This window comes from Luteimonas sp. R10 (genome assembly GCF_045689605.1).
GTDB lineage: Bacteria > Pseudomonadota > Gammaproteobacteria > Xanthomonadales > Xanthomonadaceae > Luteimonas.
Genome location: NZ_CP141262.1, coordinates 2,336,397 through 2,358,511 on the forward strand (window position 1 = coordinate 2,336,397; position 22,115 = coordinate 2,358,511).

A 22,115-nucleotide genomic window follows, 5' to 3' on the forward strand; every position below is an offset into this window, starting at 1 on the left:
TCAGAGCTGGCTGAAGCCGATCAGCGCCAGCGGCAGCACGAAGAACAGGCCGCCCATGTAGGCGACCACGTAGAGCTTGTTCTTCTGCGCCAGTCCGGCCAGCGTGACGGCGATCGTGGGCGGCAGCTGGCGCAGGAACGGCAGGCCGTAGATGAGCACGATGCCGAGCACGTTGAACAGCAGGTGCACGATCGCGATCTGCAGCGCGAGCACCGCGGTCGGGCCGGTGATGGCCGTGGCCGCGAGCAGGGCGGTGATGCAGGTGCCGATGTTGGTGCCGAGCGTGAACGGATAGATCTGCTTGAGGCTGAAGACGCCGGTGCCGGCGAGCGGGACGATCAGCGAGGTCGTCGTCGACGAGGACTGCACCAGCACGGTGATGACGGTGCCGGAGGCCATCCCGGAGAGCGGCCCGCGCCCGACGCTGGCGTGCATGATGCTTTTCGCGCGGCCGACCATGACCTTGCGCAGCAGTTTGCCGATGGCCGAGACCACGAACAGGATCAGCGCCACGCCGATCACGATCAGTGCGATGCCGGACCAGACGCCCGGCAGCCAGCCCACAGCGGCGCCGAGGGTGTCGGAGGCGGGCGCCAGCAGCGTCTTCATGAAGTTCATGCCCTTCATGTCGACCGTCGCGTCGCTGACCAGCAGCGCGGCCAGCGCCTCGGAACTGCGCTGCAGCGGGCTGAACAGCAGTTCCAGCGGCAGCAGGATCGCCACGGCGACGATGTTGAACGCATCGTGCACGGTCGCGGCCGAGAAGGCGCGGCCGAATTCCTCGCCGTTGCGCACGTGCCCCAGGCTGACGATGGTGCTGGTGAGCGAAGTGCCGATGTTGGCGCCCATGATCAGCGGGATGGCGATCTCGATGGGCAATCCACCGGCGACCATGCCGACGATGATCGACGAGACCGTGCTGGAACTCTGGATCAGGGCGGTGGCGACCAGCCCGATCTCAGGCCCACGAAGGGATTGGTGGCGAACGCGAACAGCTGCTTGGCGTTGTTGCCGGTCGCCGCCTTGAAGCCGTCGCCGATCGCGCCGACCGCGGCCAGCAGCAGGTAGATCAGCGCGGCGACCAGCAGCCAGGCCACCCACTGTGACGAGCTACTGCGTTCCCCGTCGGCGGGCAGGGCGGCGACATGTGCGGGCACGGCTGTCTCCCAGGCGACCCCGCGAGCGTATTGCGCGGAAATGACGCCTGGATGACACCGGAGCGTGGTGTCGGGCAATCGATGCGGCTAGGGCGGCCTAGAGGCGGGAGTGATGTCGAGGGCGCCGCCATAAAGTTGCAGCGGGAGGGCGCCGGCAGGTGGCAACCGAGGAGCTGTCAGGCCCCGTTTTATTTCTCCTCAGCCGCCGTCTTGCGCGGCACGATTCCCAGGGCACGCTCGATCTGCGCCGGATCGAAACGCTTGCCGCCCTTGAATACGGCGTCGACCTTGCGGATGTCGTTCATATCCGTGATTGGATCGCCGTCGATCAGCACCAGATCGGCGAGCTTGCCCGGGGCGATCACGCCGCGGTCCTTGGCGACGCCGAGCACCTGGGCCGGCGTCAGGGTCGCCAGGCGCAGCACTTCAGCGTTCGGAATGCCGGCGCGCGCGTAGAGGATCAGTTCCGAGTGCAACATGTAGCCGGCCAATGCGTCGGTGCCGGGCAGGATCGTCACTCCGGCATCGTGCAGTGCCTTGAGCAAGCGCAGCATGGTCGGGAACGCCTGCTCGTAGGCGTGTTCCTCGCCCTCCGGCACCTTCAGCGCTCCCCAGCTGAGATCGCGTTGCACTTGCGGCGGCAGGCGTGGGCCCACGGTTTTCAGCCCCGGTGGCGTCTTGCTCTTCGGATCGCCGGCGAGCAGGTCTTCCTCGATGCCCATGGTCGGATCGAGCACGGTGTGGTTGCGTTTGAGAAAGGCGATGAAGTCGCGGACTTCGGCCCGGTCGCGGCTACTAGTGACGCCGTTGGCGATGTCCAGCGCACCATCGGCATCGGCGTAGTGCTTGTGCACGTCCCACAGCCCCGGCATCAGGAAACGGCCGCTGGCGTCGAGGATTTCCGCGTTCGGCGGTGCCTTCAGCGCGGCATCGGCCGCGACACGGACGACGCGTTCGCCTTCGATCAGCACGCTGGTGTTCGGCATTACCGACAGGTCGCGCGGATCATAGAGGCGCGCATTGCGGATCAGCAACGGGCCTTCCGGCACGTGGGTGAGTTCGCGTGCCAATCGCAGCGACCAGTCGGCGCTGGCGCGTTCCTGGAACGTGATCAGATCGGCCAGCGAATCCCGATACTCTGGCGACAGGACCGAGAACCAACCCGAGGCCGTGATCAGCGCCGCGGTGTTGCCGTCGGCGTCGAGCCAGACCGAGCGCGGCGTGAAGTCGAGACCGGAGATGCGATACAGCGACAAGGTCTTTGGACCTTTGGCCGTCGCAATGTCGAGCGTGCCCGCGGCTTCCAGCCGCGCTTCGCCTGCCGGCAGCAGCGCCAGCTTGTGCTCGGGCGCCTGCAGTAGTGCGCGCGCCAGGACTCCATCGGTTTCCGGCACGGCATTGAGCGGCAGGAAGAACGCCGGCTAGGTCAGCACCTTCTCCCCCTGTTCGCTATCGTTCTTCCAGCGCGCCTTGCCGTCGCGGAGGCTGAAATGCTCGTCGATCGGCACCTTGTAGTTGTGGCCGCCGCCGCTGTACTCGATCGGAATGCCGGCCGCATCGAGCGTCCATTGCGCCTTGAGATAGTCGCCGCGACCGCGATCGCTGTACTGGAACTCGGCGCGCGTGCTGCCGCCGCTCGCGGTTTCCACGGTCTGCTGGCCGGCAGGCTTGCTCTGTAGCAGCATGACCTGTTCACGCTTGGCGGGCGCGGCGAAGGCGTTCGAAATCGTCAGGAACAGCAACAACGCAACGGTCGAGCGCATGACGGACACCTCGGGTAGTCGCCTCGGAAGCGTCCGGCGGCCAAGCCGGACGACCGCAGCGGAAGATCCGTTATAGCCAGATGGATAGGAAAATGAAAATGCCGACGTCATTGCGCCTACAACGGCCGTACTTTCTTCGAATTGCGGGCCATCAGCGCCATCGCGCCGCGGTGCGACAGGTGGCGTGCGATCGCGTGCAGCAGCCGGTAGCGCCATCCGGGGACGACCAGCACCCGGCCGCGCTCGTTGCCGTCGATGCCGGCGTGCGCGACATCGGCGGCCTGCAGCCACATGCGCGGCGGGACGCGCATCTTCGACCGCGTTCCGGTGACGTCGTGGAATTCAGACCGGGTGAAGCCCGGGCATAGCGCGGTCGCGTGCACGCCGCGGTCGGCGTTTTCCAGCGACAGCGCCTCGCTGAACTTGAACAGGAAGCTCTTGACCGGCGCGTACAGCGTCTGGCCGTCGGCGGCAGGCATCAACGCGGCGAAGGAGGCGACGTTGAGGATGCGGCCATCGCCCGATTCTCGGATCGCGGGCAGCAACCGCCAGGTCAGCTCGCAGACCGCGGCCACCATGACCTGCAGGAACGCGGCATGAGTGCTCCAGTCGCTGACTCGGTAACGCCCCGGCACGCCGTAGCCGGCGTTGTTGACGAGGATGCGCACGTGCAGTCCGCGCCGTTCGATTTCCGTGACCAGGCCGGCCGGCGCCTGCGGATCGGCAAGATCCGCTGCGATGACCTGCGTGTCGACCTGCGACCGCAGCTCGTCGGCCAGCGCCTGCAGGCGATCCACCCGTCGCGCGGTGAGGATCAACGGGACGCCGCGGCGAGCGTACTCGCGGGCGATGGCAGCGCCGATGCCGCTGGATGCGCCGGTGACCAGAGCATAGCCGGGGCGGGATGTCGACATGCACGGTTTCCCTCGGTTGGACTGACGGCGCCGCCGTGCCGGCCCGCAGCGGGGGCTGGGCAGGCATCACGGGATAGGCTGGAGGATCGTAGCGCGACTGGCGCGGGATTGACGATGCTTGAGTGGGCGCCATTCCTCCCTGATCCCTGACAGCCCGGGACTGTACCGGGAAGGCCGGAATCTGCCCGGGACGGCAGCATTGCCGCCCCGGGTTGTCACTGGTTCCGCCGTCAGCTGTCGCGCAGTAGTCGCCGGTCCGCAACGCGTTGATACTTGACATGAGGTTGCTGGCGATCGACTCGGTTCGTCGCCGGGTGGTTATCGGGTCTTCTTCGAGAGCCAAGCCCGGAACCGTGCGTCTTCGCGCATGGCGCGATAGAGAGGATCTTGCAGCTCCAGTTCGGCCCAGGCCGGGTTGATGCCCCTGAATACGCCCAAGCACTTCAACGCCTCGTCCGTATCGCCCATTCGCATGGCCAAGCGGGCCGCACGTCGCCATATCCGATCCCATCGCCGACTCCGCTGCAACGCTTCCTTCATCGATGCCTTCGCTTCGGCCGTCCTGCCCCGATCGGCCTGCCGTTCCGCGCGAATGATGGCTTGACGGGCGTAGTGCATGTCCATCAGGCGATGCAGGTCGCGGACAGGTTCGGCCGCTGCGTCCACACGCAGGTCGATGTCGTTCCAGTCCCCGGCGGGCGTCCTGACCAGCAGCGCGGCCGAGAGCTTGCCGGTCGTCTGTCCGCCAGCGGACTGGCCGGCTTCCAGGCCGGCCACCAGGCGCTCCGCAAGGGTTCCCGGGGAGGACAGGAACGCCCGCTCCATCGCCGAAACCACTTGCCCGGACGCCAGGCCGTTGCCTTGTATCGAATAGCCATCGCCGTTGCGCGAGCCTGCCCAGGTCGCCTGCATGGCCGCGTCGCCGGTGTAGGCCGCCGATTTCCCGTTCGAGCCCACCAGGCCCACTTGCCGGTGGGCGACCGTCGTTCCATCGAAATCGCCGTCTTCGGCGAGGAGCCGTTCGATGACATCCGCGGGAGCCGCACCGCCGGCAAGCAGCGAAAGTCCTTTCGGGCCGTATCCGGGGTTCGTCTCGAACTGGGTCGCCAGCGCTCCCACTTCCGCCCTCGCATGGATGACGGTCGAGCCGACCGCCAGGTTGTTCGTCGCCACTGCGGCGCCGCAGCTGCCCTCGGGATCGCACGCGACAAGGGAGAATGTCGCGGACACGGGTGCGGGCAGTGCCGCGATGCAAATCAGGGCGGGCACGACGAGAGCACGAGGACGCATGGCGCTTCTCCGAATCGGGGCATCCACGGATGGATGCATCGGGGAGGCGGAGGGTTTACACGCCGGGTGCGGGCGCTTGCGCTACGGCGCCGGGCGCAACGCACGAGGCGCTCGTTGGGGCGAGCGCCTCGCGTAGCCGATGTATCGGTCGCGCGGCCTGGTCAGTCCGGGATCTCCGGCTCCACCACCTGCGCCAGCAGCGACAGCGATTCCTGCCACCCCAGGCGACAGGCTTCCGCCGGGATCACGTCCGGCACGCCTTCCTGCACCACCTGCAGCTCGGTGCCGCAAGAGACGGCCTTGAGCGTGATCGTGACGGTCATCTCGCCCGGCAGGTTGGGATCGTCGAAACGGTCCGTGTGGCGGATGCGTTCGTTCGGCACCAGTTCCAGGTATTCGCCGCCGAACGCGATGCTGTTGCCGGTGCCGAAGTTGGTGAACGACATCCGGTAGCGACCGCCGACCTTGGCGTCGATCTCGTGCACCGTGCCGGTGAACCCGTGCGGCGGCAGCCATTTGCACATCGCCGCCGGGTCCAGGAACGCGCGGTAGACGCGCTCGGGCGGGGCTTTCAGGACGCGGTAGAGACGGATGGTGCTGGGCATGACGATTCTCCTTAAGGCAGAGGACGACCCTCTGCTCCTGCGACGAGCCGCGCGGGTGGAAATCGACACCGGCGCAGCACCGATGAAGCGGGGGTTCCATCTACCGTTCGGTGCCGGCGTCGGCGCCGTTCCGGCGCAGCCGGAACATCCGCTCCCGCCACGTCGCGGCGGTCTGCGGCTTGACGAACAGTGCCGCGACGTCCGGCTGCCGCCGCCGCACTGCGGCCTCGATGCGGCCGACGCAGGCTTCGATCTGCGGCGTCGACAGCGCGTCCTCGAGTTCCAGGCTCAGCGCGGCCACCACGGTGTCGGGACCCAGCTGAACCGTCAGCACGCCGTTGGCGCTGCGGACGCCGGAATCGTCGGCGGCGATGCGGAGGATGGCGTCGCGCAGTTCCGGATGCGCCGCCTCTCCCAGCAGCAGTCCCTTGCTCTCCCGCGCGAGCAGCAGCGATGCGATCGCCAGCACCAGGCCGATGCCGAGCGAGGCATAGCCGTCGAAGCGCGGGTCTGCCAGCAGTTGCGCCATGGTCACGCCCGCCAGCGCGACCAGCAGGCCGAGCAGCGCCGCGGTGTCCTCGAACAGGACGGTGAAGGTACTGGCGTCCTTGCTGGCGCGGAAGGCCTGGAACCAGCCGAGATCGCCCTTGCCGGCGCGGAAGGCCTTCAGCGCCACCCACCAGGACGCGCCCTCGAACAGCAGCGCGGCGCCCAGCACCAGATAGTTGACCAACGGACGTTCGATCGACCGCGGGTGACGCAGATGCGAGATCCCCTCGTAGAAGGACACTCCGGCGCCGAGCGCGAACACCAGGAGCGCGACGATGAAGGCCCAGAAGTACAGCTCCCGGCCGTAGCCGAAGGGATGCGACGCATCGGGCGGCCGCGCGGCGCGCCGCATCCCGTACAGCATGAGCAGCTGGTTGCAGGTATCGACGAGGGAATGCACGCCCTCGCTGAGCATGGCGGAACTGCCGGTCAGCGCGGCCGCCACGAACTTGGTGATGGCGATCGCCGCATTGCCCAGCAACGCGGCCACCACCACCTTCTTGCCACCCGACTTCGCCATGGTTGCGCCGCAGGAGTCCCGGGCCAGGTTGCGTCCGCTGCCGTGAAAGCCGAGTCGCCGGTCGACCGGCAGATGGATTGCGTTGGCGGGAGACGGTCCTGGTGCGGCCGCGTGCGCGCCAGGCCGATGACACGCCATGCACTCGCCTGTGCGTAGGGTGCGGCGGGCATGCCGCGACGCGCTCGGCGCGGCGCAACGCGAGCGCCTGACCGCGGCGATGGTCGAGGTGGAGCGATTCATGCGCGCGTCCGCGGTAGCGATCGAACCCGAAGATCCCGGCGGTGCCGACGCGCGGAAGTGCATCGAGGCCTATCTGCGCGAGCTGGACGAGCGCTTCGAGACGGGCTTCGACGCGACGCGCGGCCCTTCGGCCGATCCCGGTGAACTCGTGCCGCCGGCGGGCCTGTTCCTGGTCGCGCGCCTGGATGGCGATCCCGTCGGCTGCGGCGCGCTGAAGGTCGCGGGAAACGACCTCGGAGAGATCAAGCGCCGGACTGCGGGAACAGCCCGACGACGGCCGACGTCAGCGAGATGGGACGCGGTGGCGAGGACATCCGTGCAATAGCAGCTCGGTTTCGCCGGGGAGGTCCCGGCCTGCCGCCCGCGCCGTGGCGCAATGCTAGAGTGCACCGCCTTGCCGGACGGCGCTACGGAGCGAACGACGCGATGACGACCCAGGCCACCTATCCGATCGGCACGCCCGGACGCCCCTGGGGGGCTGCGGAAAAGGCGGACTGGCTGTCGCGGCAGCGCCGCAAGCGCAGCTTCGAGGCGGAGGTGCTGGACGCGGTCGAGCGCCTGCGCCCGCGCTTCGACGTGGAGGAGTACGGCCGCCTGGACTATGGCCCCGACAGCTACCCGCTGCTCGCCATCAGGAGCCGCGACTGGCGGGACGCGCTTCCCGGCGCGCTGGTGACCGGCGGCGTGCACGGCTACGAGACCAGCGGCGTGCAGGGCGCCCTGCAGTTCGTCGAGCGGCACATGGCCGACTACGCGGGCCGGATCAACCTGCTCGTCGCGCCCTGCGTCAGCCCATGGGCCTACGAGAGGATCCAGCGCTGGAACATGCATGCGGTGGACCCGAACCGCTCGTTCCGCGGCGACAGCCCGGCGCAGGAATCGGCGGCGCTCATGCGTCTGGTGGCGCCGCTGCGCGGGCGCCTGCTCGTGCACATCGACCTGCATGAGACCACCGACACCGACGAGTCCGAGTTCCGCCCGGCGCTGGCCGCCCGCGACGGCGTCGCGTACGTGCCCGACGCGGTGCCGGACGGGTTCTACCTGGTCGGCGACAGCGAAAATCCGCAGCCGGAATTCCAGCAGGCGGTGATCGCGGCGGTGGCGCAGGTCACCCATATCGCGCCGGCCGACGGCGACGGCGCCATCATCGGCTCGCCCATGGTCGCGCCGGGCGTCATCAATTATCCCGTCAAGCAGCTCGGCCTGTGCGCTGGCGTCACCGATGCCCGCTACGTGACCACCAGCGAGGTGTATCCCGACAGCCCCCGGACGACCCCGGAGCAGTGCAATGCCGCGCAGGTGGCGGCGGTGCGCGCGGCGATCGACTTCGCGTTGGCGCACGGGCACGCGGCGTAGGCCCGCCGGCCGGCTGTGCACTTGACGGCCGGTGTCCGCCTGCGATGATGCGCGTCCGCGGGCTTCGGAGGCGAGGCGATGATGATCCGGAATGCGGCCCTTGCGGACGTTCCCCCGGTGGCGCGGCTCTGGTTCGACGCCTGGCAGGATGCGCACGCGGCGATCCTGCCGGAGGCGCTCAGGCGCATCCGCACGCTGGACAACTTCAGCGAGCGCCTGCTGGCGGCGCTCGACGCAGTGCGCGTCGCGGTGGATCCGACGGGGGCGGCGCTCGGCTTCTGCATCGTGGACGGTGATGAGTTGTCGCAGTTGTTCCTGTCGGCGACTGCCCGCGGCACGGGCGTCGCGGCGGCACTGGTGGCGGATGCCGAGATGCGCATGGCCGATTCCGGCGTCGGAACCGCCTGGCTGGCCTGCGCCATCGGCAACCATCGCGCGGCCCGGTTCTACGAGAAGTGCGGCTGGCGGCGCCGGGGCAACATGATCAGCCGCTTACCGGTGCCCGGCGGTGTCTTCGAGCTGGAAGTGTGGCGCTACGAGAAGATGCTGCCGCGCCCCGTCAAGGAAGGATAGGCCGTGCCGGGTGCGTCGCGGCCGGATCGATGAGGTCGGCCAGCCAGCAGGCGGCGGTCCCACCATGCCGATGCTGCGCGGCACCCGTTCGAACTATGATCCGTCCGGTGCGGATGTCCGTTCCGTGGAGAAGGGCAATCACGTGGTGCTGGCCCTGCCGGACGCGATGCCGCTTGAGGGTGGCTTGCAGCTGTCGGCCGGCGGCCGGCTGGTCGGCGGCATCGGGGTGTCCGGGGTGCAGTCCTCCCAGGACGGCGTGATTGCGAAGGCCGGCGCCGATCTGCTGGCGAGATAGCGCCGGCGATCTCGCGACACAGTGGCAGCCGCCCCGAAATCCTGCTCGGCACCGGTGGGGTGCTGGCCAGTGACATTCCCGACGGCGGGGACAGATAGGCGGTGCGAGCGCGGCCGGTGAGGCCGGGGCGCCTTCAGGCACGCTACTTCAGTCGTGGCAGCTTGAACCGCAGGACCCGGCCGACCAGCGACATCGCGCGCATCACCTTCGCGGTTTTCGCGTCGGCGGGAAAGAACGACTCGATCGCCAGTTCCGACAGCGTCACCTCGACGGGTGTGCCGAACACGGTGGTGGTGCTGAGAAAGGAAAGCTCGCCGGCTTCGGTGCGCAGGCGCATGGGCACGGCGATGGCGGCCGGGTCGGGCGACTCGTCGTGATCCGGCGCCGGATAGGACAGCAGCTCCTGCAGCAGGTCGTCGAGGACGGGATCGCCGCTGGTTTCGACCTGCCGGCGCAGGCGCTCGATCAGGTGCGCCCGCCACTGGCCGAGGTTGGCGATGCGCGGTGCCACGCCGTCCGGGTGCAGGCTCAGGCGCAGCACGTTGATCGGCGGCTCGAGCAGCGCCGGCGCCACGCCCCGGAGAAACGGCACCAGTGCGCGGTTGGCCGCGTGCATCTGCCAGTGGCGGTCCACGGCGAGTGCCGGGTACGGCTCATGGCCGCGCAGCACCAGCGCGATCGTCCGGCGCGCCGCCTCCAGGCTCGGGTCGTCCAGCGCGTGCTCGCCGTAGACCGGCGCGTAACCCGCTGCGGTGAACATGCGGTTGCGATCGCGCAGCGGGACGTCGAGCCGGTCCGCCAGCCGCAACAGCATCGCGCGGCTGGGAACGGAACGGCCGTTCTCGAGGAAGCTCAGGTGGCGCGGCGAGATGTCGGCCAGGTCGGCGAGTGCTTCCTGCGAGAGCTGCCGCCGGCGCCGCCAGTCGCGCAGTTGTCGCCCCACCGGGCATTGTTCGGATGCGGGAACGGCCATGCGCGGACGATAGCCGATCGCGGCTCGCGACGGTCATTACCTGCCAGGTAATGGTCGCGGGAACGGCGGCGGTGCAGCATCGTCCCGAACCGACCACGATCCGACCAAGAGGAGTTCCGCCATGTCGTTGCAACGCATCTCCGCCAGCCCTAACTTCCTGCCCCGCCTGCTGCTGGTGGACGGTCTCGCCACCGGCGCCACGGCCCTTCTGCTGCTCACTGCGGCCGACGTGCTGGCGCCGCTGCTGCAACTGCCCGCCGGCCTGCAGCGCGCCGCAGGCCTGATCTGCGTTCCCTTCGTGGCCTGGATTCTCGTGCTCTCGCGCCGTTCCGCGGTGCCGCAGGGCGCGATGACCGCCGTGATCGCAATCAACTTCGCCTGGGTGGCGGGCAGCGCTTGGGTGGCCTTCGGCGGCAACTGGCAGCCGAGCCCGTTCGGGGTCGCCTTCGTCTCCGCGCAGGCGCTGGTGGTGCTGGCCTTCGCCGAACTCGGCTGGCTAGGCCTGCGCGCCTCGCGCCGGACTGCACCGGTTCCCGCCTGAGCCATGTGCGGCGCCGGGTCGCCACCGCGGTCGCGTCACGTGCGCGATGTAGGGCAGTCCAAGCTACGCCGGGCGTAAGCTCGGCGTTCGCTTTTGCGAATCACCAATCACGAATCACGAATCACGAATCACGAATCACGAATCACGAGAATCACCATCGGCTGCATGCCCGGAGATCGAGCGGACTGCCGGACGCCTGGCTCGTCGCATGCCGGTTACATCACGTGCGCCATGTAGAGCAGTTCCGGCTGCGCCAAGCGTTCGAACTCGGCGTAGGACATGCGCACCGCGTCGATGTGCGAACCGGCGTTGAACACGATTTCGTCCGCATCCGTGGCGAGGCGTGCATCGACATACACCGGAATGCCGTAGAGATTGCCGAACGGCGGCATCGCACCGAGTTCGCAGTCGGCGAAGATGTCCTTGAACTCCGCCTCCTGGGCGAGCTCGACGTCGCGGCCGCCCAGTGCACGCGACAGGCGGGTGAGATCGATCCGGTAAGCGGCGGGCATCACCATCATCGCCACGTCGCCATCGACCTTGAGCATGACGGTCTTGGCGAAGTTGCGATTGCCCACTCGCGCGGCATCGGCGGTCTGCCGCGCGGTGACGGTGCGATCGTGGGGCAGCGTGGTGTACGGCGCATGGTGTTCGTCGAGAAAATGGTGCAGGCGTGGGGAGATCATGATCGCCTCCGTCGCGGCGCTGCCGCCATCCCGTGCAGCGGTGCCGCCTGGTGGGCTGAATGCGCGCATCTGGCGTCGCATGGCTGCCGCGTGCGCATGCTCATGCGCACCCGCATGCGCAGCATACTCTCCGTTTGGGAGGCATGTGGTGACGGCGTTGCGCCTGCCGTTGCAGCGGTGCTTGCCGCTCCTTTCACGGCGTCAGCGATATAAACGGCACTCCAACGGAGGAACGCGAAGATGAAAGTCAGCGAGATGATGACGCGCGACGTGCGCGTGGCTTCGCCCGATCAGACCATCCGCGACGCTGCGGCGGTGATGGCCGAGCAGGACATCGGCAGCCTGCCGGTCGGCGAGAACGACCGCCTGGTCGGCATGGTCACCGATCGCGACATCGTCGTGCGGGCGATCGCGGAAGGCCGCGGCACCGATACCCAGGTGCGTGACGTGATGACCAGCGAGGTCAAGTACTGCTACGACGACGAGGACGCCGACCAGATCGTCCGCAACATGGCCGATCTGCACGTACGCCGGCTGCCGGTGATCAACCGCGACAAGCGGCTGGTCGGCGTCGTGTCGCTGGCCAACGTGAACCGGACGGGCGACGGAAAGGCCGCCGAAACCGTGCTGCGGGGCGTCGCGCAGCCGCATTGACGGCGACGCCCCGGGCGGCCGGTGCCCTTGGGGTCTATCGCGCGAGCGGGATCGCTCCGGCCGTCCGTGCGAACGACAAGGCGCGAAGCGCTGACGCACGTACCTGGCGTGACCGGCGCGACGGCGTATCGACGCGGCGAGCGCTTCCGTGCCGGCGAGCGACGGGACCGGAAGGAGGGCGCTAGCCGCCGCTGCGGATGTAGGCGTCGATCTCCCGCTCCAGCAGGGTCAGCGGCACCACGCCGGTCAGCAGGACGCGGTTGTGGAATTCGCGCGGGTCGAAGCGATCGCCGAGCGCGTCGCGGGCCTTGTCGCGCAGGCGGATGACCTCCAGTTGCCCCACTTTGTAGGACGTTGCCTGCCCGGGCATCACCACGTAGCGGTCGACCTCCGAGGGCGGGATGCCGTAGTCGATCGCCTGCTGCCGGGTCCAGCGCTTGGCGTGCAGGCCGGTGTCGACGACCAGCCGGCGGGCGCGGAACAGCTCGGCATCGAGCTGGCCGAGCCGTCCCTCCAGGTCGCCCTCGTACCAGCCTTCTTCGGCCGCCAGGCGCTCGGCGTACAGCGCCCAGCCTTCGCTGAAGGCGGAGATGCCGCCGAACGCACGCGTCTGCCGGAACTTCGGCAGGTCCGGGTTCTCCACCGACAGCGCGATCTGGAAATGGTGGCCGGGCACGGTCTCGTGGTAGACCAGCGTACGCAGGCCGAAACGGGTCAGCCGGTCCTTGCGCAGCGGCATCTGGTACACGCCGGGGCGCGAGCCGTCGAGCGGAGGCGCGGTATAACTGGCGGCGGCGTTGGCCCAACGGAACTCGGGATAGGGGCGAGCGACGACCGGGGTCTTCGGGCGGATCTCGAACAAGGCGTCCGAGCGCCGCTCGGCGTCGCGGATCATGTCGTCGATGTCGGCCATGATCTGCGCGCGGCCGGCATCGGTCTCGGGGTAGGCGAGGTCGGCCTTGAGCTGCTCGACGCGCGCTTTCACCGTGCCCTCGCTGCGGCCGAGCGAGCGCAGGATGTCGTCCATCTCGGACTCGATCCGCGCCACCTCGCGCAGCCCGAGCTGATGGATCTGCTCGGCGCTGAGATCGGTCGAGGTGAACTGGCGCAGGCGGTGCGCATAGGCCTCGGCGCCGTCCTCGAAGCGCCACAGCCCGGCATCGTCGGTGGCGTCGTCGAGCTGCGATTCGAGGACCGCGATCGCCTCGCGCCAGGCCGGGTAGACGCCGTCGGCGACGATGGCGGCAGCCTCGTCCACCAGCGCCCGGCGCGCGCCCGCGTCCAGGCCGTCGATCCCGTCGAGTCGTTCGGCGAAGGTGGCGACCAGCGGGTTGGCGGCCGGCTCGGGCGAGATGAACTGCCGCATCTGCGCGATGGTGGCCTGCAGGATGAAGCGCGGCGGCAGGATACCCTTCGCGGCCAGGTCGCCGGCGCGCTGCGTGGCCTCGCCCATGCGCTCGTCGAACAGGCGCAGGCGGGCCAGGTAGTTGTCGGCGTCCTGCGCGTTGCGCACGGGATGCACCACGGTCATCAGGTTGGGCAGGCCGACGTTGGCGCCGCCAAACTGGTTGAGCGGGTACTGGTAGTCGCTGTAGCGGTCGCCCTCGATGCGAGTGCGCAGCAGCCAGTCCAGCAGCTCGGCGGAGACGCGCTGGTCCTGGTCCATCGCCGCGCGGTCGAACCTCTCCAGTTCGGCGAGCCCGCGGCGGGCGAGGGCGATGGTTTCGCGGTCGAACTGCGCCGTCTGCGGGGTCAACCGACGGTCCATCGCGATCTGGGTCTCGCCGTCGAAGTAGCGGCTGCCCGTTGCCGAGGACGGTTGCCGCAGCATCCATTCGTCGGCGAAGGCCTCGAAGAAGGCGTCGATCGACCGCGCCTGCTGCGCGGCTGCGACCCGCCCGGCGCCCGTCGAAGCCGCCGTGGATGGAGGCGCGGAAGCGCAGGCGGCGAGCAGTGCAGCGACGGCGACGGCGGCAGGCTGCGACAGGAGGAGGCGGGAGCGGTCACGAAGGCGCACGGCGGGTTCCTCGACGGGGGACGGCCGCTAGAGTATCGGTACGACGCGGCGAATTCTCCCCGGTGGCGCCGCCGGGCGCACGCGTCGCCGGAACCATCCTCGCATTCCGCTGTCAGAATCGCTCGGGCGCCACCCAGCAGGAGTTGCCGTTGAAATCGCCCGATCCCTCCCGTGTACTCCCGGCGTGCGGGGGCCGGCCTCGTGGTTGACTGGTTCCACAACCTCAAGCGCATCGTCTCCCGCCACGAGCCGGGCGACGATCCGCATGCGCTGCCGCGGGCCGCCGCCGCGCTGATGCTGGAGATGGCGGTGGCCGACGACGGTGGCGACGCCGCCGAGCTCGAGATCGTCCACCAGGCGGTGCGGCAGACCTTCGGGCTCGAGGCGGGCGAACTGGACGAGCTGATCGGTCAGGCGCACCAGGCGAAGCGCCAATCGGTTTCGCTGTACGAGTTCACCCGCCAGTTGCGGACCGGCCTGGCGCCCGAACAGCGCGCCGAACTCGTCGAGTGGCTGTGGCGGGTGGCGTACGCCGACGCGCGCCTGAACATGCACGAGGAACACCTGGTGCGGCGCCTGGCCGATCTGCTGGCGGTGCCGCACCAGGAGTTCATCCGGCGCAAGTTCCTGGCGAGGGAGGGCTGACGGCGGCGGTGCGTTCCGGCCTACCCGCCAGCCCGGACCTGGTCGGCCCAGCTCCCGGCCCGGTTCTCGCCATCGAGAAACGGCAGGACGGTCCTGGCCATCTCAGGTGCCATGAACATCTCGTAGTGGGTGAGGTTGGGAAGGATGGCGAGGCGGTTCTGGGACATGTGCTCGCGCATCCAGCCGGCGTCCTTCAGGCCGCCGCCGAGCAGCCGGTAGAACTCGATGATGTGCTCGGGCCGGAACATGTCGCTGTCGCCGAAGACCAGCATCACCGGCATCCGCAGCTCGCCGACCTCGTCCGACCAGTCGTAGGGCTTGCGCATCAACTCGCCCATCCGGTCCAGGAGCCGCGGAAAATCGTCCACGTTCGGCGCGACCTCGCGATACGACTGGTACATCGGCGTGTCCCTCATCATCTCGGCCATGCCGGCGCCCACCTGGGCCTGCATCGGCAGCATCTCCGGGTGGAATCCGTCCCGGGAGAATCCCGCCGAGACGATCGCCAGCCGGCGCACGCGCTGCGGATGCTGCACGGCCAGCCGGAACGCGACGCCGCCGCCGAACGAATAGCCGAGCACGTCGACCTGGTCGTAGCCGAGCGCCTCCAGTAGCGCCGCCATGTCGTCGCCGATGTCGACCAGGTCGATGGGGCGCTCGCCCAGCGTGGTACGGCCGTGGCCGTGCAGGTCGACTCCGATCACCTGGCGTTCCGCGGCCAGCATCGGCAGCACCGGTCCGAACATGGCGGTCGACCCCAACCCGCCATGCAACAGCAGCAGCGGTTCGCCGCTTCCGCGGATCTCGTAGTAGTAGTCGACGCCGTTGATCGGAAGGCGCCCGCTCTTCACGGCGGCGGCGGCGGCGGCGGGGGCGGACTCGGCGGCTTCGGGCGGGCCTGCTTGCCCGGCCGATGCCGGAGCAGGGGCGGAGCATGCGGCCAGGGTGCAGGCCAGCAATACGAGGGTCGCGATTCTGGACATGTCGGTCTTTCCTTCGGTTGCGGCGCCGGAACGGTTCCGGGTCGCCTTCACCGGAACGACGAACGCCGTTCCCGAAAATCGACATCGCGCGAGGGACTCCTGGACGCGGCCGTGGTCAGGATTTCTTCGGCACGATCGAGATCTCGCCGCTGCGCTCCACCACGGCGTACTTGACCTGCTGCATGGTTTCCAGCCCGTGCGCCGACCGCGCCGCTTCCAGGACGTCCTGCTCGTCCACGTGCGCGAGCTGCATCCGCCGGTGGTGCGGTTGGCCGTTCTTGACCACGATCAGCGGCGCGTCGTCGAGCCAGCGCGCGGCCATCGGAGACTTTTCTTTCAGCACCGTCAGGCCTTGCTCGATCAGGATCAGCGTGACGACCAGGATGATGGCCGTGGTCACGGAGAAGTCGTCGCCAGTCAGGCCCTGCGACACCGACTCACCGATGATCAGCAGCAGCACCATGTCGAACCCGGTCATCTGCGCCAGCGCGCGCCTGCCGCTGATGCGGAAAACGACCAGCAGGAGCAGGTAGATGGCGGCAGCCCGCAGTACGATTTCCATGACGACTCCGGCTCAGGGGTAGACGAAGGTCTCGATCGGCAGCGGAGGTCGCCCATCCACCGCCACGGTGCCCGACATCGACCCCATGGATTCGGGCCGGCCTTCCAGGGTGACGCTCTGGAACTCGCCGGGCGCGACGGCGAAGGTCAACTCGAGAACGCCGTCCGTCGACGCCATGCGCTCGGGTTCCGGGGTGATCCGTTCGATCGTGAACTGCCGCGCGTGTTCGCCGCCGATCGCGAGCGAAAAGGTGTCGCCCGCGACCGCCGGCGTCCGCACTTCGACCTCGAGCCGGGCCGGGCCGCGGTAGCGCGCAAAGCGGGGGAACCGCGCTTCGACCGCCTCGGCCGTCGCCCCCGCCTGCGACAAGGGGCCGCCGGCGCCGAACGCACCCGCCAGTGCGGCCAGCAGTCCGGCGATCAACAGCACGTTGCCGGTCCTGCGCACCCACAGCAGCCTGCGCTGGAATCCCAGGTGCTGTTCGAGTTCCAGCGCGTGATCGTTGCCGTCGTCGACCATTGCGGGTCCCGGGGGGAGGCGATGCGACTATCGGTTCGGCGATGTGGAGGACGCGTGTGCGTGGCGCCCGGACGGGCGCCGCGGCTGCCGGTCCGGTGACGGCGGGAACTGGACCCGTGCGCCTAGCGCCCTGCGCGCTGCGTCTCGGCGTCGAGCTGCGCCCGGATGTCGCCATGGACGCCGGTGCCGACCGCCATGGGCGCGTGCAGGCTGCCCGCCGCGTGCGCCGCCGGCTCCGCTGCCTCCATCTGCAACTGGTGCGCGACGATTCCGGTCACGCGATGCACCAGCCCGGGCGCGAGCCGCTCGCCCAGGATCGCCGCGGTCGCGGAAACGCCGACGGTGATCTCGTCGCGCGGCGCGTCGACGGCGGAGGCGATCGCGTCGACGACCGCCTCGGCGTCGATGATCGGGAAGGGGTGCAGGGTGTGGCCGGTGTAGTTGGCGGCGTGCTCGTAGAAGGGCGTGTCGGCGGCCATCGGCAGGATCGCGCAGACGTGGATGCGGTCTTCGCCGTTGGCGCGCAGCTCCTGCCGCAGCGCGTCCGACAGCCCCAGCACTCCATACTTGGCCGCGCAGTACGACGCATAGTAGGGCGACGGGGTGCGGCCCAGCATCGAGGCGATGTTGATCAGGGTGCCCGACTGCAGCTGGCGGAAGTGGCGCAGGGCGGCGTGGCTGCCGTTGACGACGCCGCCGAGATTGGTCTGCAGGACACGCTGATGGTCGCGCAGCGGGATGTCGTCGAAGCGGCCGAGGGCCGCCACCCCGGCGTTGTTGATCCACACGTCGATGCGGTTGAACTTCGCGATCGCGGCCCTGGCGAGCTTCTCGACGTCCTCGGGATTGCCGACATCGGTGACGACCGCGATCGCATCGCCGCATTCCTCGGCAAGCGCCTTCAGCGCCTGGCCGCGTCGTGCGGCGAGTACGAGGTTGAAGCCGTCGGCGGCCAGCCGGAGGGCGGTGCCGCGGCCGAAGCCGCTGGATGCGCCGGTGATGACGGCAGTTCTCGTGGGTTTCATGCAGGTTCCGATGGCGTATGGGCGGAGAAGCGCCGCGCCGGCCGCGTCCGTATTCGCGGGCCGCTCATCCGTCGCGGGGAGTGCCGGCTTCCGGGTCGATGGTGGCGTAGCGCGGATCTTCCGCGTCGTGCGCGTGCTCGAGCGCCCTGCGCACGGTTGCCGGCAAGCGGTCGACGTTCAGCACGACCTTGCCGGAGTGGACGTCTTCGACGGCATCCAGCGGCACGGCGAAGTCGCCGGCGTTCTGGACGTTGATCAGCAGCTCCGAGGACTGCCTGCGCACCTCGCGTACGGCCGCGACGCCCATCTCGCCGTCGGCGACGAAAACCATGAAGCCCGCTTCGATTCGTTCGTTCATGCCGGTTCCTGTAGCTGTGTCGGCGGATCGCGCGCGATGCCTGCCGCGCGGCCGTGGAACGGTGATCCATGATGGCCCCATGCCTCGTGGCGACGTGGTGAAGTCGCCGGCGTGGGGCGGCCGCAAGCGCGCTGCGCCGCGATCGCTGGCGCGCCCGTTCTCCCCGGACGTCGCCCGGTTCTGTGGGAGCGACGGAAGTCGCGACGCCGCGCGGGCAAGGCCCGTCGCGACTTCCGTCGCTCCCACATGTAGAGAAGCCGTCGCGGCTCCCGTCGCTCCCGCAGAAGCTGTCGCGATTCGGGATCGCGACTTCCTGGCGGCGGCATGCCGCCGCCAGTCCACGACAGAGCACGGCGATCGCGCGCAGGCGGGGTGACAGGGCGATCGCCGCGGCCGCCGGCCTTGGGTTCGTTCACGCCGCCGTCTCCCGCAGTTAACGCCCGGCGCGCGATCTTCGGCGCGCGACGCCAGGAGCTGGAATGAAGCACGAGCGCTTCCGTTTCGACAACGAGTTCCGCGTGGTCGTCGACCTACGCGGCGTGCAGGCGGCGGAAATGGTCCTCCCGCCCGGTGGCAGCGAAGGCGGCCCGGACAATCATCACCAGGGCGCGGACCAGTGGCTGTACGTGGTCTCCGGCATCGGGCTGGCGATCGTCGAGGGCGTGCGCCAACGTCTGGGCGCGGGCAGTCTGCTGGTGATCGAGCGCGGCGAGCGGCACGAGATCCGCAATACCGGCCGCAGGGCCCTGAAGACCCTCAACATCTATGCGCCGCCGGCCTATGACGAGGAGGGGGAGCCGCTGCCCGCGGGGCGCAAGCGCGGCTAGAGCGGTCGCATCCGGCAGCACAAGGCCATGACGTCCCGCCTGCGCCACCCGCAGCAGGATAATCCCCGCTCGGCACCGGCCGGCGACGGCCGTGGATCCGCCCGCCGCGAAGGGTGCGCACATGCGTAGGTTCGTGCAGACGTTCGTGCAGGATGCGCTGCCTGGCGCGTTGCCGGCGGAGGTCTCGGCGGCCTTGGCCGGCATGCCGGAGCGCTACAACATCGCGGTGCGCAAGCCCGCTGCCGTGATCTTCGACCTTGGCGACGGCTTGCGCGTGCAGGCGTTCGACTGGGGCCTGATCCCGCGCTGGTCCGCACTGCCGGAGACGAAGTACACGACCGTCACCGCACGGCTCGATCGCGCGCCCAGGAGCCGGATCTTCCGCCGCCCCTGGGAGAGCCGGCGTTGCGCGGTCCCCATGAACGGCTACTACAAATGGGATCGTTCGGCGGTGCCGGCGCAGCCGCACTTCATCCAGGCCCGGGACGGCGAGGTGCTGTTTGCGGCTGGGCTCTGGGATCATTGGGAGAAGGGCCAGCCGGAGGTCTACTCGTTCGCGGTGCTCACGCATGCCAATGCCGCGATCCCGCCTCCGCTGGTGCCGGATGGCCCGGTTTTCCTGCCCGCGAGAAGGGTGGCCGAGTGGATCGCGGGCCCGCGGTCGCCGATGCGGTTCCTCACGCGGACGGCGCAGCCCGCGCTGGAGGCTTACCCGGTAGCGCGTGCGATCGCACGACGCGACGCCGACGACTACACGTTGCTCGAGCCCGTCGATCCGCTCGAGGACGCGATTGCGAGCGCGGATTCCGACGGCGCGCTCGGAGACGAGGAGGAATAGCGCTCCCCAGCGCGCCGGTCCACCGGCATCGGGCGCTCCCGCGGCCGTTCGCAGGCGCCGTACCGGCCGGCGTCGGTCGGGACCGACGGCAGGATGGCGGCCGTCCGTGACCGGAGCGAACGCGATGGATGTCGCCGGGACGACGCGGCGGCGCCGACGGTTGACGCGACGGTAACGGCGCTTGCCCTAGCGTGCGTCGATCGCGGCCACCGGAGCGATCGCATGTGGATGGCGGGCATGCAGTTGCTGTGCCTGGTTCTGGTTGCGTGTGCCATGGCGTTCGCCCTGGCGCACGCGGCGGAGCTGCCCGGCAAGTTGCGGCTGGACAAGACTGCCTACCTGGCGACGCAGCCGATCTACCATCCCGGCTTCACCATCGGCGGCATCAGCGAGCCATTGGCGATCCTGGCGCTGGCCGCGTTGTCGTGGCTGGTGCGCGACGACCGCATCGATCTTCTTCTGGTACTCGCCAGCCTGGTGCTGGTGTCGTGCATGCAGGTCGTCTATTGGCTGGCGGTGCACCCGGTCAACAAGTTCTGGCTGGCCGATCGTGCGCTGCCGCCGGTCAGCGCGGGCTTCTTCGGGCTGGGAAAGGCGCCCAGCGGTTCCGGCGCCGGCGTGGACAAGGCGTGGCGCGGGCTTCGCGATCGCTGGGAATATGCACACGCGGCCCGCGCCGTCCTGGCGTTCGTCGCGTTCGTGCTGCTGGGCCTGCACGTGGTGAGGCCTTGATCCGGCGAAGTCCGGGTGAAAAGCGCGCGGCCGGTCCCGTCGAACGGCGCGCCGGGGCGCCTATTCGCTGCTGGCGGGGGGATCGCGGGGGGTATCGAGGCTGTTCGTTTCGGGTTTTTTCGCCGCCAGCTTCTTCGCGCGTTTTTCTTCCTTCTGCTTCTGCTTGGCGATTTCACGTTGCCTCTTTTCGAAGGAATAGTTGGGCTTGGCCATGGGCGTCTCCAGTGAGGGGCCCCCCAGTGTAGCCAGCATCGCGAAAGAGGGTCGCGAAACAGCCGGCTTGCATCGGAGGCGATGCGCGTGTAGGCGCGTTGGCGCCGAATCCGCGCTGGCGCCGCGATACGGTGCGCAGGCCGGGCAGCGCCTGCGCCTTGGAGCCGGCCTAGGGGGCATGCCCTTGTGGGAGCGACGGCAGTCGCGAGGGGACGCCGGCGGCCCCGACAGCCGCGCGGCGCGGCCGGCGCCGGCGATGTCGTTCAGGAACCGCCGCTGTCTTCCACAAAGGGCCGGTTCAGGCATCTGGTCGCTCCGCTGCCGGTTTCCGACGACAATGGCCGCCTTTCCGCACTGGCGTTCCGCATTCGATGAAGATCCCCCACGGCCTGCAGCCGATGATCGACGATGGTCTGATCGACGAGGTGCTGCGGCCGCTCAAGAGCGGCAAGGAGGCCTCGGTGTACGTGGTGCGCTGCGGCGACGAGGTGCGCTGCGCCAAGGTCTACAAGGACATGGCGCAGCGCAGCTTCCAGGCGCGCGCGCAGTACCAGGAAGGCCGCAAGGTGCGCGGCAGCCGCCAGGCGCGGGCGATGGCGAAGGCGACCAAGTTCGGCAGGCGCGAGCAGGAAACCGCGTGGAAGAACACCGAGGCCGAGGTGTTGTACCGGCTGGCCGATGCCGGCGTGCGCGTGCCGCAGCCGCACGGCTTCTTCCATGGCGTGCTGATGATGGACCTGGTCACCGATGCCGACGGCCACAGCGCCCCGCGGCTGGTCGAGGCCGACCTGACCGCGGACCAGGCGCGCGCCTTCCACGCCACGCTGATCGGCGACGTGGTGCGCATGCTGTGCCTGGGCCTGATCCACGGCGACCTGTCCGAGTACAACGTGCTGGTGGCGCCGGACGGGCCGGTGATCATCGATTTCCCGCAGACGGTCAGCGCCGCCGGCAACAATGCCGCGCGCGAGATGCTGCTGCGCGACGTCCACAACCTGCGCGAAAGCCTGGGGCGCTACGCCCCGGAACTGCACGACACCTACTACGGCGAGGAGATGTGGGCGCTGTTCGAGCAGGGCGAGCTGCGCCCGGACGCCGCGCTGACCGGCGCCTTCGTGTTCGACGAGCACACCGCCGATACCCGCGCGGTGCTGTTCTCGATCGAGGACGCGCGACAGGAGGCGATCATCCGCCAGCAGGGCCGCGAAGAGGCGGCCGAAAGCGATTGACGGCGGCGCAGGCGACGTCGCTAGCGTACCCTGCCACACTCTGTAATTTTT

Annotated in this window: 28 protein-coding genes; 11 read left to right on the forward strand and 17 right to left on the reverse strand. The window is 69.2% G+C overall.

The window, feature by feature from the left end:
- The 8 genes from U3649_RS10130 to U3649_RS10165 form a co-directional block, all read right to left on the reverse strand.
- Complete coding sequence (locus U3649_RS10130) at window positions 1-957, reverse strand: Na/Pi symporter (protein ID WP_407354591.1); 957 nt, start codon at window positions 955-957, stop codon at window positions 1-3.
- A complete protein-coding gene (locus U3649_RS10135) occupies window positions 933-1,157 on the reverse strand; it encodes a hypothetical protein (protein ID WP_407351213.1) in 225 nt (74 codons plus the stop codon). The genes U3649_RS10130 and U3649_RS10135 overlap by 25 nt, the downstream gene beginning before the upstream one ends.
- A gap of 188 nt (window positions 1,158-1,345) precedes the next feature.
- Window positions 1,346-2,551, reverse strand: coding sequence for an amidohydrolase family protein (locus tag U3649_RS10140; protein WP_407351214.1), 1,206 nt, complete (start codon window positions 2,549-2,551; stop codon window positions 1,346-1,348).
- A 27-nt stretch (window positions 2,552-2,578) separates the two neighbouring features.
- Window positions 2,579-2,920, reverse strand: coding sequence for a hypothetical protein (locus U3649_RS10145; protein WP_407351215.1), 342 nt, complete (start codon window positions 2,918-2,920; stop codon window positions 2,579-2,581).
- 116 nt (window positions 2,921-3,036) lie between these two features.
- Window positions 3,037-3,834: an SDR family NAD(P)-dependent oxidoreductase gene (locus U3649_RS10150; protein ID WP_407351216.1), complete on the reverse strand. Its 798-nt coding sequence runs from the start codon at window positions 3,832-3,834 to the stop codon at window positions 3,037-3,039.
- A 318-nt stretch (window positions 3,835-4,152) separates the two neighbouring features.
- Window positions 4,153-5,124, reverse strand: coding sequence for a DUF1028 domain-containing protein (locus U3649_RS10155; protein ID WP_407351217.1), 972 nt, complete (start codon window positions 5,122-5,124; stop codon window positions 4,153-4,155).
- Between the two features lie 161 nt (window positions 5,125-5,285).
- The gene (locus U3649_RS10160; protein ID WP_407351218.1) at window positions 5,286-5,729 is read right to left on the reverse strand and encodes an SRPBCC family protein; all 444 of its coding nucleotides are present in this window, start codon (window positions 5,727-5,729) and stop codon (window positions 5,286-5,288) included.
- A gap of 100 nt (window positions 5,730-5,829) precedes the next feature.
- Window positions 5,830-6,798 (reverse strand): cation diffusion facilitator family transporter, encoded by a 969-nt coding sequence (locus tag U3649_RS10165; RefSeq protein WP_407351219.1) that lies wholly within the window; start codon window positions 6,796-6,798, stop codon window positions 5,830-5,832.
- Between the two features lie 217 nt (window positions 6,799-7,015).
- On the opposite strand from U3649_RS10165, the gene U3649_RS10170 reads away from it, so the two are divergent.
- The 4 genes from U3649_RS10170 (at window position 7,016) to U3649_RS10185 (ending at window position 9,262) form a co-directional block, all read left to right on the forward strand.
- Entirely contained in the window at window positions 7,016-7,363 is a 348-nt protein-coding gene (locus U3649_RS10170; RefSeq protein ID WP_407351220.1) for a hypothetical protein, read from the forward strand.
- 101 nt (window positions 7,364-7,464) lie between these two features.
- Window positions 7,465-8,394, forward strand: coding sequence for a M14 family metallocarboxypeptidase (locus U3649_RS10175; protein ID WP_407351221.1), 930 nt, complete (start codon window positions 7,465-7,467; stop codon window positions 8,392-8,394).
- Between the two features lie 78 nt (window positions 8,395-8,472).
- Entirely contained in the window at window positions 8,473-8,967 is a 495-nt protein-coding gene (locus U3649_RS10180; protein WP_407351222.1) for a GNAT family N-acetyltransferase, read from the forward strand.
- A 70-nt stretch (window positions 8,968-9,037) separates the two neighbouring features.
- Window positions 9,038-9,262, forward strand: coding sequence for a heme-binding protein (locus U3649_RS10185; protein ID WP_407351223.1), 225 nt, complete (start codon window positions 9,038-9,040; stop codon window positions 9,260-9,262).
- A 142-nt stretch (window positions 9,263-9,404) separates the two neighbouring features.
- Here the strand turns inward: U3649_RS10185 and U3649_RS10190 are convergent, their stop codons facing one another.
- A complete protein-coding gene (locus tag U3649_RS10190; RefSeq protein ID WP_407351224.1) occupies window positions 9,405-10,235 on the reverse strand; it encodes a helix-turn-helix domain-containing protein in 831 nt (276 codons plus the stop codon).
- 121 nt (window positions 10,236-10,356) lie between these two features.
- Between U3649_RS10190 and U3649_RS10195 the strand changes: the two genes are divergently transcribed.
- A complete protein-coding gene (locus tag U3649_RS10195; protein ID WP_407351225.1) occupies window positions 10,357-10,776 on the forward strand; it encodes a hypothetical protein in 420 nt (139 codons plus the stop codon).
- A gap of 215 nt (window positions 10,777-10,991) precedes the next feature.
- On the opposite strand, the gene U3649_RS10200 is transcribed toward U3649_RS10195, so the two are convergent.
- Window positions 10,992-11,462 (reverse strand): aminoacyl-tRNA deacylase, encoded by a 471-nt coding sequence (locus U3649_RS10200; RefSeq protein ID WP_407351226.1) that lies wholly within the window; start codon window positions 11,460-11,462, stop codon window positions 10,992-10,994.
- A gap of 240 nt (window positions 11,463-11,702) precedes the next feature.
- Here U3649_RS10200 and U3649_RS10205 point away from each other — a divergent pair, with 240 nt between their 5' ends.
- Window positions 11,703-12,116: a CBS domain-containing protein gene (locus tag U3649_RS10205; protein ID WP_407351227.1), complete on the forward strand. Its 414-nt coding sequence runs from the start codon at window positions 11,703-11,705 to the stop codon at window positions 12,114-12,116.
- A gap of 181 nt (window positions 12,117-12,297) precedes the next feature.
- Here U3649_RS10205 and U3649_RS10210 read toward each other — a convergent pair whose 3' ends face one another.
- Window positions 12,298-14,133: a DUF885 domain-containing protein gene (locus tag U3649_RS10210; protein ID WP_407351228.1), complete on the reverse strand. Its 1,836-nt coding sequence runs from the start codon at window positions 14,131-14,133 to the stop codon at window positions 12,298-12,300.
- Between the two features lie 201 nt (window positions 14,134-14,334).
- Here U3649_RS10210 and U3649_RS10215 point away from each other — a divergent pair, with 201 nt between their 5' ends.
- A complete protein-coding gene (locus U3649_RS10215; RefSeq protein WP_407351229.1) occupies window positions 14,335-14,778 on the forward strand; it encodes a TerB family tellurite resistance protein in 444 nt (147 codons plus the stop codon).
- 20 nt (window positions 14,779-14,798) lie between these two features.
- Here the strand turns inward: U3649_RS10215 and U3649_RS10220 are convergent, their stop codons facing one another.
- The 5 genes from U3649_RS10220 to U3649_RS10240 all read right to left on the reverse strand — a co-directional run bounded on the left by U3649_RS10220 (window position 14,799) and on the right by U3649_RS10240 (window position 18,225).
- Window positions 14,799-15,761 (reverse strand): alpha/beta fold hydrolase, encoded by a 963-nt coding sequence (locus U3649_RS10220; protein ID WP_407351230.1) that lies wholly within the window; start codon window positions 15,759-15,761, stop codon window positions 14,799-14,801.
- A gap of 115 nt (window positions 15,762-15,876) precedes the next feature.
- Window positions 15,877-16,323 (reverse strand): DUF421 domain-containing protein, encoded by a 447-nt coding sequence (locus U3649_RS10225; protein ID WP_407351231.1) that lies wholly within the window; start codon window positions 16,321-16,323, stop codon window positions 15,877-15,879.
- 12 nt (window positions 16,324-16,335) lie between these two features.
- On the reverse strand, window positions 16,336-16,842 hold the full coding sequence (locus tag U3649_RS10230; RefSeq protein ID WP_407351232.1) for a hypothetical protein: 507 nt from the start codon (window positions 16,840-16,842) through the stop codon (window positions 16,336-16,338).
- A gap of 122 nt (window positions 16,843-16,964) precedes the next feature.
- Entirely contained in the window at window positions 16,965-17,867 is a 903-nt protein-coding gene (locus U3649_RS10235) for an SDR family NAD(P)-dependent oxidoreductase (protein WP_407351233.1), read from the reverse strand.
- Window positions 17,868-17,931: 64 nt separating this feature from the next.
- Entirely contained in the window at window positions 17,932-18,225 is a 294-nt protein-coding gene (locus U3649_RS10240; protein ID WP_407351234.1) for a hypothetical protein, read from the reverse strand.
- A 479-nt stretch (window positions 18,226-18,704) separates the two neighbouring features.
- On the opposite strand from U3649_RS10240, the gene U3649_RS10245 reads away from it, so the two are divergent.
- The 3 genes from U3649_RS10245 to U3649_RS10255 all read left to right on the forward strand — a co-directional run bounded on the left by U3649_RS10245 (window position 18,705) and on the right by U3649_RS10255 (window position 20,622).
- On the forward strand, window positions 18,705-19,052 hold the full coding sequence (locus U3649_RS10245; protein WP_407351235.1) for a cupin domain-containing protein: 348 nt from the start codon (window positions 18,705-18,707) through the stop codon (window positions 19,050-19,052).
- Window positions 19,053-19,143: 91 nt separating this feature from the next.
- Window positions 19,144-19,890, forward strand: coding sequence for an SOS response-associated peptidase (locus U3649_RS10250; RefSeq protein ID WP_407351236.1), 747 nt, complete (start codon window positions 19,144-19,146; stop codon window positions 19,888-19,890).
- Between the two features lie 273 nt (window positions 19,891-20,163).
- Complete coding sequence (locus U3649_RS10255; RefSeq protein ID WP_407351237.1) at window positions 20,164-20,622, forward strand: anthrone oxygenase family protein; 459 nt, start codon at window positions 20,164-20,166, stop codon at window positions 20,620-20,622.
- A gap of 60 nt (window positions 20,623-20,682) precedes the next feature.
- Here U3649_RS10255 and U3649_RS10260 read toward each other — a convergent pair whose 3' ends face one another.
- Complete coding sequence (locus tag U3649_RS10260) at window positions 20,683-20,835, reverse strand: hypothetical protein (protein WP_407351238.1); 153 nt, start codon at window positions 20,833-20,835, stop codon at window positions 20,683-20,685.
- Window positions 20,836-21,206: 371 nt separating this feature from the next.
- Between U3649_RS10260 and U3649_RS10265 the strand changes: the two genes are divergently transcribed.
- Entirely contained in the window at window positions 21,207-22,064 is an 858-nt protein-coding gene (locus tag U3649_RS10265) for a PA4780 family RIO1-like protein kinase (RefSeq protein WP_407351239.1), read from the forward strand.
- Window positions 22,065-22,115: the final 51 nt, after the last annotated feature.